The organism is Paracoccus everestensis, from assembly GCF_021491915.1.
GTDB lineage: Bacteria > Pseudomonadota > Alphaproteobacteria > Rhodobacterales > Rhodobacteraceae > Paracoccus > Paracoccus everestensis.
Window position 1 is genome coordinate 2,514,687 of sequence record NZ_CP090836.1, and the last position, 14,179, is coordinate 2,528,865.

Annotated in this window: 16 protein-coding genes; 12 read left to right on the forward strand and 4 right to left on the reverse strand. The window is 64.6% G+C overall.

The window, feature by feature from the left end:
• Positions 1–35 precede the first annotated feature (35 nt).
• From LZ585_RS12480 to tuf, 3 genes are all read right to left on the reverse strand, one after another.
• Positions 36–326: a ribbon-helix-helix domain-containing protein gene (locus LZ585_RS12480; RefSeq protein WP_234853863.1), complete on the reverse strand. Its 291-nt coding sequence runs from the start codon at positions 324–326 to the stop codon at positions 36–38.
• 139 nt (positions 327–465) lie between these two features.
• A complete protein-coding gene (locus LZ585_RS12485) occupies positions 466–1,059 on the reverse strand; it encodes a hypothetical protein (RefSeq protein ID WP_234853864.1) in 594 nt (197 codons plus the stop codon).
• Positions 1,060–1,141: 82 nt separating this feature from the next.
• Positions 1,142–2,317 carry an elongation factor Tu gene (gene tuf, locus LZ585_RS12490; protein WP_234853844.1) on the reverse strand — a complete coding sequence of 392 codons (1,176 nt, stop codon included), beginning with the start codon at positions 2,315–2,317 and terminating at the stop codon, positions 1,142–1,144.
• Positions 2,318–2,538: 221 nt separating this feature from the next.
• On the opposite strand from tuf, the gene LZ585_RS12495 reads away from it, so the two are divergent.
• From LZ585_RS12495 to LZ585_RS12510, 4 genes are all read left to right on the forward strand, one after another.
• On the forward strand, positions 2,539–3,474 hold the full coding sequence (locus LZ585_RS12495) for a tellurite resistance TerB family protein (protein ID WP_234853865.1): 936 nt from the start codon (positions 2,539–2,541) through the stop codon (positions 3,472–3,474).
• 139 nt (positions 3,475–3,613) lie between these two features.
• The gene (locus tag LZ585_RS12500; RefSeq protein WP_234853866.1) at positions 3,614–4,081 is read left to right on the forward strand and encodes a c-type cytochrome; all 468 of its coding nucleotides are present in this window, start codon (positions 3,614–3,616) and stop codon (positions 4,079–4,081) included.
• The gene (locus LZ585_RS12505; protein ID WP_234853867.1) at positions 4,081–4,665 is read left to right on the forward strand and encodes a cytochrome b/b6 domain-containing protein; all 585 of its coding nucleotides are present in this window, start codon (positions 4,081–4,083) and stop codon (positions 4,663–4,665) included. Before LZ585_RS12500 ends, LZ585_RS12505 begins: the two co-directional genes overlap by 1 nt.
• Positions 4,666–4,723: 58 nt before the next feature.
• A complete protein-coding gene (locus LZ585_RS12510) occupies positions 4,724–5,623 on the forward strand; it encodes an SDR family oxidoreductase (protein ID WP_234853868.1) in 900 nt (299 codons plus the stop codon).
• Positions 5,624–5,874: 251 nt separating this feature from the next.
• Here the strand turns inward: LZ585_RS12510 and parC are convergent, their stop codons facing one another.
• Positions 5,875–8,115, reverse strand: a complete 2,241-nt coding sequence (gene parC / locus LZ585_RS12515) for a DNA topoisomerase IV subunit A (protein ID WP_234853869.1) — start codon at positions 8,113–8,115, stop codon at positions 5,875–5,877.
• Positions 8,116–8,240: 125 nt separating this feature from the next.
• Here parC and LZ585_RS12520 point away from each other — a divergent pair, with 125 nt between their 5' ends.
• From LZ585_RS12520 to choX, 8 genes are all read left to right on the forward strand, one after another.
• Positions 8,241–8,738, forward strand: a complete 498-nt coding sequence (locus LZ585_RS12520) for an SH3 domain-containing protein (protein WP_234853870.1) — start codon at positions 8,241–8,243, stop codon at positions 8,736–8,738.
• Positions 8,735–9,553, forward strand: coding sequence for an SDR family NAD(P)-dependent oxidoreductase (locus LZ585_RS12525; protein WP_256445618.1), 819 nt, complete (start codon positions 8,735–8,737; stop codon positions 9,551–9,553). Before LZ585_RS12520 ends, LZ585_RS12525 begins: the two co-directional genes overlap by 4 nt.
• A 26-nt stretch (positions 9,554–9,579) precedes the next feature.
• Positions 9,580–9,780: a twin transmembrane helix small protein gene (locus LZ585_RS12530; RefSeq protein WP_234853871.1), complete on the forward strand. Its 201-nt coding sequence runs from the start codon at positions 9,580–9,582 to the stop codon at positions 9,778–9,780.
• Positions 9,780–10,352, forward strand: coding sequence for a cob(I)yrinic acid a,c-diamide adenosyltransferase (locus LZ585_RS12535; RefSeq protein WP_234853872.1), 573 nt, complete (start codon positions 9,780–9,782; stop codon positions 10,350–10,352). The genes LZ585_RS12530 and LZ585_RS12535 overlap by 1 nt, the downstream gene beginning before the upstream one ends.
• A gap of 123 nt (positions 10,353–10,475) precedes the next feature.
• A complete protein-coding gene (locus tag LZ585_RS12540; RefSeq protein WP_234853873.1) occupies positions 10,476–11,234 on the forward strand; it encodes an electron transfer flavoprotein subunit beta/FixA family protein in 759 nt (252 codons plus the stop codon).
• The gene (locus tag LZ585_RS12545; RefSeq protein ID WP_234853874.1) at positions 11,234–12,160 is read left to right on the forward strand and encodes an electron transfer flavoprotein subunit alpha/FixB family protein; all 927 of its coding nucleotides are present in this window, start codon (positions 11,234–11,236) and stop codon (positions 12,158–12,160) included. Before LZ585_RS12540 ends, LZ585_RS12545 begins: the two co-directional genes overlap by 1 nt.
• Before the next feature lie 118 nt (positions 12,161–12,278).
• Complete coding sequence (locus LZ585_RS12550) at positions 12,279–13,154, forward strand: 3-hydroxybutyryl-CoA dehydrogenase (RefSeq protein WP_234853875.1); 876 nt, start codon at positions 12,279–12,281, stop codon at positions 13,152–13,154.
• A 90-nt stretch (positions 13,155–13,244) separates the two neighbouring features.
• Positions 13,245–14,177: a choline ABC transporter substrate-binding protein gene (gene choX, locus LZ585_RS12555; protein ID WP_234855831.1), complete on the forward strand. Its 933-nt coding sequence runs from the start codon at positions 13,245–13,247 to the stop codon at positions 14,175–14,177.
• Positions 14,178–14,179: the final 2 nt, after the last annotated feature.

Consider the following 14,179-nt stretch of genomic DNA (forward strand, 5'->3'; position numbering starts at 1 on the left):
CCGGCTGGGTAGTAACGGATTACTACAAGCGCGCTTTATTCGGCGGCGATGGCGGTGGGGGTGAACTGATCCTCGCCCAGGTGGATCGTGCAGGCGCAGCGCAGAAGCGAGGTGAAGTTGCGCGCCTCGCCGTGCAGTTCCAGAACCTCGGCATGAAGCTTGGAGATGAAGGCGGGCGTCGTCACCCCCTGCCGCGCGGCGATGTCATCGAGGATCCGCCAGAACGCCCGTTCCAGCCGGATCGAGGTCGATTGCCCGTTCAGCCGCAGGCGGCGGGTTACGGTTTCATAGCGGTCGGGGTCTTGCCCCGCGAAGATCTGGCACATGGGCTTGATCCGAAAGAGTCCGATGGACCGATCCTGCGGCAGGATAGACGGCGGGTCAATGCAAGGTTTGGTTAAAGGAGGATGGGGAGAATTATGCATGCAAAGCACTCACCCTGCGCCATCTGGCAACCAGCAGATGCTAAGAGAAGTCTGTTCCTTGTTCAGGATTAATCATCCATGAAATCGTTACCTCATCTCTATCATCGCCCCGAGTTAAATCTTTGACATCGCATATTGTCACTGCAGCATAGTTACCATGCTGGTTTCGCATGATGACTACATTGCTCTCTGCCGCAGAAATGGCACGGTTACTATAATCTAAGGCCGTGGCATCGCGGATTTCATTGGGTCGGCCCGATCCATGGGCCAAAGCAATAGCGTCAATGTCAGGGGGATCACTATATAAATATATATTTTGATCACTGGCCTTGGAGAACTTCAAGGTAAAGCAGAGTTCCTCTCGACCAATAACAAACTTATGGTCGTTAGACATATAGTCCACTGAAGCCCGCCCTTTCAGACGCCGGTCTGTATAATGGGCTTCCACGGCCAAATTGACGCTAGAAGCGTCGCAGTGCCGCCAACAAATACTACGATGGGCTCCATAGGAAAACTTCGATCGTATAGCTCTGAAAAAAAACCAGCCTATCGAAAGGATCAAAAATAAAATTCCTAGGATAGCCAAGACACGTTTCTGGCTCCGTTCAAGACGATAAAGTGTGGTATGGAACATCTTGAACTCAGTTTACTCTTGCAAATTAAAGAAACCCGCCCCTTTCGGGACGGGCCTTGTTCTCACCGCGATGCGGTCTAGATCACTTGATGATCTTGGAGACCACGCCGGCGCCGACGGTGCGGCCGCCTTCGCGGATGGCGAAGCGCAGCTTTTCTTCCATCGCGATCGGCGCGATCAGCTCGACCTCGAACTTCAGGTTGTCGCCCGGCATCACCATCTCGGTGCCCTCGGGCAGCTTGACGGTGCCGGTCACGTCCGTGGTCCGGAAGTAGAACTGCGGGCGGTAGTTGGCGAAGAACGGCGTGTGGCGGCCGCCTTCCTCCTTGGTCAGGATATAGGCCTCGGCCTCGAAGGTGGTGTGCGGGTTCACCGACTTCGGCTTGCACAGCACCTGGCCGCGCTCCACCCCGTCACGGTCGATGCCGCGCAGCAGAACGCCCACGTTGTCGCCCGCTTCCCCGCGGTCCAAGAGCTTGCGGAACATCTCGACGCCCGTGCAGGTGGTCTTGCGGGTGTCGCGGATGCCCACGATCTCCAGCTCGTCGCCCACGTTGACCGCACCGCGCTCGATCCGGCCGGTGACGACCGTGCCGCGGCCCGAGATCGAGAACACGTCCTCGATCGGCATCAGGAACGGCTGGTCGATGGCGCGCTCGGGGGTCGGGATGTATTCGTCCACCGCCGCGATCAGCGCCCGGATCGAGTTCTCGCCGATCTCGGGATCGCGGCCTTCCAGCGCCGCCAGGGCCGAGCCCTTGATGATCGGAATGTCGTCGCCCGGATAGTCGTAGGAGGACAGCAGTTCGCGCACCTCCATCTCGACCAGCTCCAGCAGTTCCTCGTCATCGACCTGGTCGACCTTGTTGAGGTAGACGACCATGTAGGGAATGCCCACCTGGCGACCAAGCAGGATGTGCTCGCGCGTTTGCGGCATCGGACCGTCGGCGGCGTTCACCACCAGGATCGCGCCGTCCATCTGCGCCGCGCCCGTGATCATGTTCTTCACATAGTCGGCGTGGCCCGGGCAGTCGACATGCGCGTAGTGGCGGTTTTCCGATTCGTATTCCACATGCGCCGTCGAGATCGTGATCCCGCGCGCCCGCTCCTCGGGCGCCCCGTCGATCTGGTCATAAGCCCGGAATTCGCCGAAATACTTCGTGATCGCAGCCGTCAGCGTCGTCTTGCCGTGGTCAACATGGCCAATCGTGCCAATGTTGACATGCGGTTTCGTCCGTTCAAACTTTGCCTTTGCCATGATGGCCTCCTGATCGCGGGGCATGGCGAAGACGGCCCCGAATTGACGTGCGCCGCGATGTATAAGCAGGACTGGGGAAAATCAAGGGTGCCCGCGCGTCCCCCGGCACCTTAAGGGGGCGCCGTTCCGGGCGCCCTGCGGAACCATTCGGCACGCATATCTGTTCGGGGGCGAACCGGAATGGCCTTGTCGGCCATACCCGGCAATGGAGGATATGTTCGATGAGCCTGATGAAAACCCTGGGCCGTGTCGCGGCCGGTGTCATTCTTGCCAAGGGCCTGGGCGCGGCCATGCAGCAGCAACGCCCGCAAGGGAGGCCGGGTGACAGGATCACGCAGCACCGCACCGGCCAGGGCGGGCTTCTGGGCGATCTGTTCGGAAACAACACCGCTTCTGGCCAGGGCAGCGGCGGCCTGGGCGATATGCTGGGCCAGGTTCTGGGCGGAGGGCGCCCGGGCGGCGGATCGCGCTATGGCGGGCCGAACTCTCGTGGTGCGTCGGGCGGGCTGGGCGGGCTTCTGGACGGCCTGACCAACAAGGCCCGCACCAGTGGCAGCAGCGGCGGCGGGCTTGGCGATCTGCTGGGCCAGCTTGGCGGCGGCACCAAGACCCGCAGTGCGGGCAGCAGCGGGGGTCTTGGCGACCTGCTGGGCGGTCTTCTGGGCGGTGCGGCCGCGGGCGGCATGGCTGGGAGCCTGGCCCGCAAGGATTCACAACGCACCAACGATGCCAGCTTTGGCGAGTTGTTCAACGATGCCGTCGTCAAGCAGGACGAACCTGAAATCGCGCCCACCCCGGAACAGAACGCCGTAGCCGGGCTGATGCTGCGCGCGATGATCCAAGCCGCCAAATCCGACGGCACCGTGGACGAGGCGGAAAAACAGCGCCTGCTGGGCAAGCTGGGCGACGACCTGGACGATGAGGAACGCCAGTTCATCCGCGACCAGATGGCCGCGCCCGTGGACCCCGAGGCCCTGGCCCGCGAAGTTCCCCCAGGCCTGGAATCCCAGGTTTACCTGATGTCGCTTCTGGCCATCGACCTGGATCACGAGGAAGAAGCCCGTTACCTGGACCGGCTGGCCCGCGCGTTGAAACTGGACCGCCCGGCGGTCAACGACATCCATGCCGAAGTGGGCGTGACCAAGCTTTACAATTGACGGCTTAGGCGGTCCTTCGGGGCCGCCTTTCCAAATCCGCAATTGCCCTTCAGTCCAATTGATCCAGGCTTTTGATCCTGCCACTCTTTTCCTGACAGTTGTGTCGTCATCATCGCCAGTCCCTGTAAGGAGCCAGCCCATGACCCCCGTCAAAGCCCTTGCCGTCACCCTTGTTCTTGCCTTGCCGGGCCTTGCGCTTGCGCAATCCGCCGAAGAAGCCGCCGAGAAGGCCATCGAGGCGCGGCACGGCTTCATGACCATGCTTGGCATCAACATGGGGCAGCTTTCCGGCATGGCAAAGGGCGAGATCGCCTATGACGAGGCTGCCGCGACCAGGGCTGCCGCGAACATCGTCGCCTTGACGCAATACGACGCCCCGGCTTTGTTCATTGAAGGCACGTCGTCCGAAGATAACGACGACTCCGACGCCCTGCCCGCGATCTGGGAAAAGCCCGACGATTTCCGCGCCAAGTTCGCCGCCTTGGGCGAGGCTGCGGCGGGCAGCCCGGACGCCGTCAAGGGCGGGCAGGAAAACCTTGGGCCGGTGCTGCAAAAGATCGGCGGCGCCTGCAAGGCTTGCCACGACAATTACCGCAAGGCCGACTGATGGCGGGACGCCCGGCGCAGCGCGAAAGGATCTGGGATCCGGCGCTGCGGGCGTTTCACTGGGCCTTGGCGCTGCTGGTCGTTTCGAACTGGCTTCTGGGCAAGATCGGCCCCTCTGACATGACGCTGCATTTCTGGTTGGGCTATGGGGTCATAGCCCTGCTGATTTTCCGGCTGGTCTGGGGCGTTGTGGGCCCGGCCCCCGCGCGGTTTACCCGCTTTGTCAGGGGACCGCGCGCCGTTCTGGGCTATGTGCGGGAAATGGTCCGCCCCCGGCCCAGCCACTGGCCCGGACACAGCCCCGTGGGCGCCTTGGCGGTCCTGGCCATGCTGGCAGTGCTGGTCCTGCAGGTCACGACCGGCCTGTTCGCCGATCCCGACGATTACATCAATGTCGGCCCGCTGGCTGGGCAGGTCAGTTCCGCCACGTCGCGCATGGCGCTGCAATGGCATCACCGTGGCGCCGATCTGATCCTGATCCTGGTGCTGCTGCACTGGGCGGTGATCGCCTTTTACCGGTTTTGGAAGCGAGAGGATCTTGTCCGGCCGATGATCAACGGCTGGAAATGGGTCCGGCGGCAGTAAGCGGGAACCCTTGCGGACGGGGCTTGTTGGACAGGGCAACCCGAAAGGACAGCCCATCATGACCACCGACCAACCTTTCCGCAGCGGCGCGATCAGCGGCCCGCGCCTGCCCCGGCCCGACTTTCCGAAACAGGAACAGCCCTTTCCCGGACTGGCAAGCCGGATGAACCCGCTGCCCGACCACGGCGAGGACAGCTATCGCGGCACCGGGCGCCTGAAGGGCAAGCGCGCCCTGATCACTGGCGGCGACAGCGGCATCGGCGCGGCGGCCGCCATTGCCTATGCCCGCGAAGGGGCGGATGTCGCGATCAACTATCTGCCCGACGAACAGGAAGACGCTGACAAGGTCATCGCCCTGATCGAGGCCGAGGGTCGCCGCGCCATCGCCATTCCCGGCGACCTGCGGGACGAGGACTTCTGCAAGGCCCTGGTCACAAAGGCGGTCGAGGGCCTGGGCGGGCTGGACATCCTGGTCAACAACGCGGGCCGCCAGCAATTCTGCGACAAGCTGGAGGATCTGACGACCGAGGCCTTCGACGCCACGATCAAGACCAATGTCTATGCCCCCTTCTGGGTCACCCGCGCAGCCCTGCCGCATTTGGAGGCGGGCGCGTCGATCATCATCACTTCGTCCGTGCAGGCTTTCTCGCCGTCGAACCACCTGTTCGACTATGCCCAATCCAAGGCGGCAAATGTCGCCTTCGCCCAGTCGCTTGCCAAGCAGCTTGCGCCGCGCGGTATCCGCGTGAACGCGGTCTGTCCCGGCCCCTACTGGACGGCGCTTCAAATCTCGGGCGGGCAGCCGACCGACAAGGCGGCCGAGCACGGCAAGTCGCAGCCCCTGGGCCGGCCGGGCCAGCCGGTGGAACTGGCGCCGATCTATGTGCTGCTGGCATCGGACGAGGCGAGCTATATCACCGGAGAATACTTCGGATCCGTTGGCGGTTCGGGACTGTAGGCGAGGCAAAGGATTTTTTCCTCTGGCGGGGATATTTTAACCAAGCTGAAAGAGTTCCGCTTCCATACTGGGATCACGGCACAGGCGGGGACGCCGATGACCGTCCAAGGTGAAAGCCCCCTGCCCGCCGCATCATGCCGGCGCGGCAGGGGGCCGTCTTTCATCTTGGATCAACTATCCTGGGGAGTCCGCCAAAGGCGGACGGGGCAAAGCCCCCTGAGAGAACGGCACCGAAGGGCGTAAGCCCTTCGTCAGTTGAACTTGTTGTCCCGCGGAAAGCCGCGCGGGGCCATGCTGCCTGCGGACGCGCGCTTGCCCAGCCAGGCGGTCAGGTCGGGTTCCGTCCGGGTTCGGCCACCGCTTTCCTGCCAGCGCAGCCCGTCGGCCAGTGTGATGAAGGCCGCGTCCGACAGGCTGTCGTCGGCCACCAGGCCGCCGCCGCTGCGGTATTTCTGCAAGCGCACGCCCTTGCCGCGCGACATCTCGGGCAGCTCGGACACTGGAAAGACCAGCATCTTGCGGTTCGTTCCAACCACGGCGACATGATCCCCCCCAACGGGGCGGCACAGCAGCGCATCCCCGTTCAGCACCTGCTTGCCGGACTTGGTCTGCGCCAGGATGTCGCCCGCGCCCACGATGAAGCCATCCCCCGCCTTGGATGCAACCAGATACCGTTCGCCCTCGCGCCAGGGGAACAGGGCGATCACCTCGGCCTCGTTCGGCAGGTCGATCATCAGGCGCAGGGGTTCGCCCATTCCGCGCCCGCCGGGCAGGCTGTTGGCGGGCAGGGTATAGAAACGGCCGTTGCTGGCGAAAACCATCAGCTTGTCGGTCGTTTCCGCATGAAGCGCCATGCCAGGTCCGTCGCCGTCCTTGAACTTGACCTCGCCGTCCAGCGGCTGGTGGCCCTTCATGGCGCGGATCCAGCCCATCTTGGACAGGATCACCGTCAGCGGCTCGCGCTCGATCATCGAGTCCATGTCCAGGGGGGCAATGTCCTGCGCTTCGGCGATCTGCGTGCGGCGCTGGCCCTCGGGCTTCGACTTGCCGAACAGGTTGCGCACTTCTTTCAACTGGTCACTGATGCGGGTCCATTGCGCACGCTCGTCCGCCAGCATGGCCTCCAGGGCTTGCCGTTCCTCCTGCAAGGCATCGCGTTCGGCGCGAAGCTCGATTTCCTCAAGCTTGCGCAGGGCGCGCAGGCGCATGTTCAGGATCGCCTCGACCTGCACCTCGGTCAGGGCGAACTCGGCGATCATCACCGCCTTGGGATCATCCTCCTGGCGGATGATCTCGATCACGCGGTCCAGGTTCAGATAGGCGATCAGATAGCCTTCCAGCACCTCCAGCCGGGCGGCGATCTTGTCCAGGCGGAAACTGGCGCGGCGCACCAGCACGTCCCGGCGGTGGTCCAGGAAGGCGCGCAGGACTTCCTTCAGGCTGCACACCTTCGGGACGCGCCCGTCGATCAGCACGTTCATGTTCATGCTGAAGCGCAGTTCCAGATCGCTCACGCGGAACAGCGCGCCCATCAGCTGTTCGGGATCGACCGTGCGGGTCTTTGGTTCCAGGACGATGCGGATGTCTTCGGCGGATTCGTCGCGGACATCGGCCAGGATCGGGATCTTGCGCGTCTGGATCAGTTCGGCCAAGCGTTCGATCAGGCGGGATTTCTGGACCTGGTAAGGGATCTCGGTCACGACGATCTGCCACAACCCGCGGCCCAGATCCTCGACGGCCCACCGCGCCCGGACCCGAAAGGCGCCGCGCCCGGTGCGATAGATCTCGGCAATGGTTTCGCGGTTTTCCACGATCACGCCGCCGGTGGGGAAATCCGGCCCCTGCAGGATGCCCGCCAGCGTGTCGTCGCGTGCGTCCGGCGTCTTGATCAGGTGCAGGCAGGCGTCGATCACCTCGTGCAGGTTATGGGGCGGGATGTTGGTTGCCATCCCCACGGCGATCCCCGACGCGCCATTGGCCAGCAGGTTCGGAAATGCCGCCGGCAGGACCACGGGTTCCTGCAAGGTGCCATCGTAATTGGGGCGAAAATCCACCGCATCCTCTGACAAGCCTTCCATCAGGCTTTCCGAGGTTTGCGCCAGCCGTGCCTCGGTATATCGGGCAGCGGCCGGGTTGTCCCCGTCGATATTGCCAAAGTTCCCCTGCCCGTTCACCAGGGGATAGCGCATGGCGAAATCCTGGGCCAGGCGCGCCATGGCGTCATAGATCGCAGCGTCGCCATGCGGATGATAGTTGCCCATCACGTCGCCGGTGATCTTGGCCGACTTGCGGAACGCCCCGTTTGGCGCCAGCCGCAATTCGCGCATCGCATACAGGATGCGGCGATGCACCGGCTTCAGCCCGTCGCGCGCGTCGGGCAGCGCCCGGTGCATGATCGTGGACAAGGCATAGGTCAGATACCGCTCGCCGATGGCGCGGCTCAACGGCTCGGTCTGGGTATTGTCGTCGGGGTCGATGGGCAGGCTGGACATGGGCACTCAGATAGGGCGCGACGGGCGCGCGGTCCAGCGGGAATCCGTTGGAACGCAGGTGCCGCCGTTGGCGTTGCGGGGCACCATAGGGTAACAAGGTCCGCAAGGACCGGCGGGGGCAAGGCATGATCAAACTGGGCGCGCTGCTATTGGCGACCTTGGCGGGCCTGTTTGTGATCCTGTCGGTCTGGGGGGACGGCAACCTTCGCGCCGACCGCCGTCCCGTGCCCCCACCACAGCCTGCCGCCCTGGATGCCGGGGCCGCATCCCCCGCTGCCCCCGAACCGCAGGCGACCCCCGCCGCCGCCGTCGTGCAGGCCGAATCGCAAACGCCCGAACAGGTCCAGCGTTTTCCCGGGCCCATGCTGCAACCGTCGCCCGAATATGTGGGGGAAACGCCTGAACCGGTGGCAGTTGCCGATGGTCCGGTCCTGTATGTCACTGGCGACCGGGTGAATGTCCGCGCCGGACCCTCGACCGGGGACCGGGTCGTGACCTCCTTGGAACGCGGCACGGGGGTGCAGGCGCTCGGGCCTCAGGATGGCGAATGGGTCAATGTTCGTGACGCCGATGGCCGCACGGGTTACGTCGCGGGCCGCTTTCTGTCGGCCACCGCCCCGTGAGGAAACGCGTCCTGATCACCGGCTGCTCGTCCGGCATCGGACTGGACGCTGCCCGACGGATGCAGCGGACCGGCTGGCAGGTCGTCGCGACCTGCCGCAAGGATGCCGATATCGCCGCCCGCCGGGCCGAGGGGATGGAATGCCACCACCTGGAACTGTCGGATGGCGACAGCGTGGCACGGCTGGCCGATCAGGTGCTGGCGGGCGGCCCGCTGGACGCGCTTGTCAACAATGCCGCCTTCGCCCTCCCCGGCGCGGTCGAGGATATGCCGCGCGGCGCCCTGCGCGACATCTTTGAAACCAACCTGTTCGGCACCCACGACCTGACCGTCCGCATGATCCCGCATTTTCGTCAAAACGGCGGGCGGGTCGTCAATATCAGCTCGGTCCTGGGACTGATCGGCATCCGCTGGCGCGGTCCCTATGTCGCGACGAAATTCGCGCTTGAAGGGCTGACCGACGTGCTGCGGCTGGAAATGGCGGGCACCCCGGTCAAGATCATCCTGATCGAACCCGGTCCCATCGCCAGCCGCATCCGCGCCAATGCCATCCCCCATTTCGAACGATGGGTGAACTGGCAAGACAGCGCCCGCGCGGACGAATATCGCGCGACCCTGCTGAAACGGCTGTACGAACCCGGCGGCAAGGACCGTTTCGAGCTGCCGCCATCCGCCGTCAGCGACCGGATCGTCCATGCGCTGACGGCATCCCGGCCCCGCCCGCGGTATTATGTCACAACGCCGACCTGGATGTCGGGCACCGCGCGCCGGCTGTTGCCCACGCGCGCACTGGACTGGTTCGCGCGCCACGGCTAGGGTCCGGGCCAACGAAAGGCGGCAGCATGACGGACGAACCCCTGTTCTATGTGATTGCGTTGGCGATGCTGGCGGTGCTGGCGATCCTTGCCACCGGGATCGGCGGCTTTGCAAAGGGCGGTGACTGGAACCGCAAGCACGGCAACCGGATGATGCGATGGCGCCTGATCGCGCAGGCGGTGGCGGTGGCGCTGATCATGCTGTTCGTTTGGCTGGGGGGCCGCTGATGGTTGTTCTGAACAGGATCTATACCCGCACGGGCGATGGGGGCGATACTGCGTTGTCCGACGGCACGCGCGTCGCCAAGCACGATCCCCGGGTCGAGGCCTATGGCACCGTGGATGAATTGAACGCGACGCTGGGCCTGTGCCGCCTGCACGCGACAGGCGATCTGGAAGGGCCGCTAGCCGTGATCCAGAACGACCTGTTCGACCTTGGTGCGGATCTGGCCCGTCCGAACCTGGCCACCGATGCCCAGGCGGGCCATCCCGTCCTGCGCATCATCGACAGCCAGGTTGCCCGCTTGGAGGCGGAGATCGACGCGATGAACGCCGACCTCGACCCGCTGCGCAGCTTCATCCTGCCGGGCGGTTCCGTCTTGTCGGCGCATCTGCACCTGGCGCGCACCGTGGCCCGCCGGGCGGAACGCTGCGCAACGGACCTGGCTGTCGGCGGCGACGTGAACGGGGCGGCGATCCGTTACCTGAACCGCCTGTCGGACTGGCTGTTCGTGGCAGCCCGTGTCGCCAACAACGGCGGTGCCGACGATATCCTGTGGGTGCCGGGGAGCAGCCGCTGAAAGCGTTTCGCGTGCCGGATGCTGGCGCAAACGCAGCGTCGAGGGACGCTTTTATATTGTAAACCGTGTCGATCCGTCGCTAACACTGCCCCCAACACGTGAAGACAAGGGAGAGCGTAGCCCATGAAGATCTTGGTGCCCGTGAAACGGGTGATTGACTACAACGTGAAGGCTCGGGTTCGGGCGGACGGGTCTGGGGTTGACCTGGCCAATGTGAAGATGTCGATGAACCCCTTTGACGAGATCGCGGTCGAGGAGGCGATCCGGCTGAAGGAGAAGGGCGCGGCCGCGGAGGTCGTGGTGGTCTCGATCGGCGTGAAGCAGGCGGCCGAGACGTTGCGCACTGCGCTGGCGATGGGCGCGGACCGGGCGATCCTGGTGGTGGCCTCCGACGACGTGAACACCGACATCGAGCCGCTGGCGGTGGCCAAGCTTTTGAAGGCGGTGGTCGATGCGGAACAGCCGCGCCTGGTGATCGCGGGCAAGCAGGCCATCGACAACGACATGAACGCCACCGGGCAGATGCTGGCGGCGCTCTTGGGCTGGGGCCAGGCGACCTTCGCCTCCAAGCTCGAGATCGCGGATGAGGTGGCCCGCGTCACGCGCGAGGTGGACGGCGGGCTGCAGACCATCGAGGTGGCGCTGCCGGCGATCGTGACGGCCGACCTGCGGCTCAATGAGCCGCGCTATGCCAGCCTGCCCAACATCATGAAGGCCAAGAAGAAGCCCTTGGAGGAAAAGACTGCCGCCGATTACGGCGTGGACGTGAGCCCGCGGCTGGAGGTCGTGTCCACCCGCGAGCCCGAGGGCCGGCAGGCGGGCATCAAGGTGGGCTCGGTCGATGAGCTGGTGTCGAAGCTGAAAGAAGCGGGGGTGATCTGATGGCTGTTCTTCTTCTGGGCGAGGTGACGAACGGGGTGCTGAACCGCGACGCCACCGCCAAGGCGGTGAGCGCGGTGGCGGCGCTTGGCGCGGTGACGGTGCTGTGCGCGGGTGCCCATGCCAAGGATGCGGCGGCCGAGGCCGCGACCATCGCCGGCGTTGCAAAGGTGCTGGTGGCCGAGGATGCCCGCTATGGCCACCGCCTGGCCGAACCCACCGCCGCGCTGCTGGCCAGCCTCGCGGGTGATTACGATCACATCGCAGCCCCCGCCACCACGGACGCCAAGAACGTGATGCCGCGCGTGGCGGCGATGCTCGACGTGATGGTGATCCCCGAAGTGTCCAAGGTGATCGACGCCGACACCTTCGAGCGCCCGGTCTATGCCGGCAACGCCATCCAGACGGTGCGCTCGCGCGACCCGAAAAAGGTCATGACCATCCGCACCGCCAGCTTCGAGGCGGCGGGCACGGGCAACAGCGCCCCCATCAGCGACGCGAGCCTTGCCGATGACCCGGCCCTGTCGTCCTGGATCGGCGACGAGGTGGCGGCCTCGGACCGGCCCGAGCTGACGGCGGCGGGCCGGGTGGTCTCGGGCGGGCGCGGCGTGGGCTCCAAGGAGCAGTTCGCGATCATCGAGGCCCTGGCCGACAAGCTGGGCGCCGCCGTTGGCGCATCCCGCGCGGCGGTGGACTCGGGCTATGCCCCGAACGACTGGCAGGTGGGCCAGACCGGCAAGGTGGTGGCGCCGGCGCTTTACATCGCAGTGGGCATCTCGGGCGCGATCCAGCACCTGGCCGGCATGAAGGACTCAAAGGTCATCGTCGCCATCAACAAGGACGAGGAAGCCCCGATCTTCCAGATCGCCGACTACGGCCTGGTGGGGGATCTGTTCACCCTCGTGCCGGAACTGACCGAAAAAGTGTGAGGGGACGGTCGTTCCCGACATATCCCGCAGCCTGCAACCGCCCCCACCGGGGGCGGTTTTGCATTGCAGCATCGCGGCACCGGCCCTATCGTCCCGCCCAACAGACAGCGAGGCAATCATGACGGTTCAAACGGTTGGGATCATCGGAGCGGGGCAGATGGGCAACGGCATCGCCCATGTCTTTGCCTTGGCCGGATACGATGTCCTGATGACCGACATCAGCCAGGAGGCGATGGACAAGGCGCTTGCGCTGATCGACCGCAACCTCGAGCGCCAGGTCAGCCGCGACAAGATCAACGCCGAGACCAAGAAAGCTGCCATGGCCCGCATCCGCACCACGCTGCGGCTGGCCGACCTGGGCCGGACCGACCTGGTGATCGAGGCCGCGACCGAACGCGAAACGGTCAAGCAGGCGATCTTCGAGGACCTGGTGCCGCACCTGAAGCCTGACACGATCCTGACCTCGAACACGTCCTCGATCTCGATCACGCGACTGGCAAGCCGCACCGACCGGCCGGAAAAGTTCATGGGATTTCACTTCATGAACCCCGTCCCGATCATGCAGCTGGTCGAACTGATCCGCGGCATTGCCACGGACGAGGCGACATACAAGACCTTGCACGGGGTGGTGGAACGCCTGGGCAAGACCGCCGCCAGCGCCGAGGATTTCCCGGCCTTTATCGTCAACCGCATCCTGATGCCGATGATCAACGAGGCGGTCTATACGCTGTACGAAGGGGTGGGTAACGTCAAATCCATCGACGAATCCATGAAGCTGGGCGCGAACTGGCCCATGGGTCCGCTGGAACTGGCCGACTTCATCGGGCTTGATACCTGTCTGGCGATCATGAACGTGCTGCATGACGGCCTGGCCGACACCAAGTACCGCCCCTGCCCGCTGTTGACCAAATACGTCGAGGCGGGATGGTTGGGCCGCAAGACCGGCCGGGGTTTCTATGACTATCGCGGAGAAACGCCGGTTCCGACACGGTGATGCCACCCCCATGTCGGATTCAGGCGCGACGGCGGCGCAAATTCGTTCTTGATTGAGCCGATAACCAACAACGTCACAGGAGGTAGTATGATGAAGGCCCTGACCACAACGGCCGCCCTGATGCTGGCGGCATCGGCCCTGCCCGCTTTCGCCGATGATGCGGCCACCTGCGCCACAGTGCGCTATTCCGATCCGGGCTGGACCGACATCACCGCGACAAACGGCGTGGCAGCGGTCGTGCTGGAGGCGCTTGGTTACACGCCTGACATCGCCACCCTGTCGGTGCCGGTCGGATACGAGGCGCTGAAGAACGGCCAGACCGACGTTTTCCTGGGCAACTGGATGCCCGCCCAGCAGAAATTCCGCGACGATCTGGATGCGGCAGGCACCATCGACGTGCTGGCGCAGAACCTGGAGGGCGCCAAGTTCACGCTGGCCGTCAACAAGGCGGGCGCCGATGCAGGCGTGGCCGATTTTGCCGACCTGGATGCGCAAAAGGATGCCTTTGGCGGCAAGATCTATGGGATCGAACCCGGCGCGCCCGCGAACCAGTCCATCCAGACGATGATCGAGAACGACGATTTCGGCATGGGCGATTGGGAACTGGTGGAATCGGGCGAACAGGCGATGCTGGCCCAGGTCACGCGCAGCGGCGATACGCCGGTCGTGTTCCTGGCCTGGGCGCCCCATCCGATGAACGAGGCGATCGAGATCACCTATCTGTCGGGCGGCGACGCGCAGTTCGGGCCAGACTTCGGCGGCGCGACTGTGCATACACTTGCGCGCAAGGAATGGGTCGCGGCCTGCCCGAATGCCGCCAAGCTGTTCAGCCAACTGGTCTTCGACGTGCCGATGGAAAACGTGCTGATGGGCAAGATCCTGGACGACGGCATGGACGCCAAGGACGCCGCAAAGGAATGGCTGGCCGAAAATCCCCAGGCTGCGGACGCTTGGCTGGAGGGCGTGACCACGCTGGACGGCCAGCCGGGCGGGGATGCAGTGAAGGCGGCAGTTGCCGGATAAAG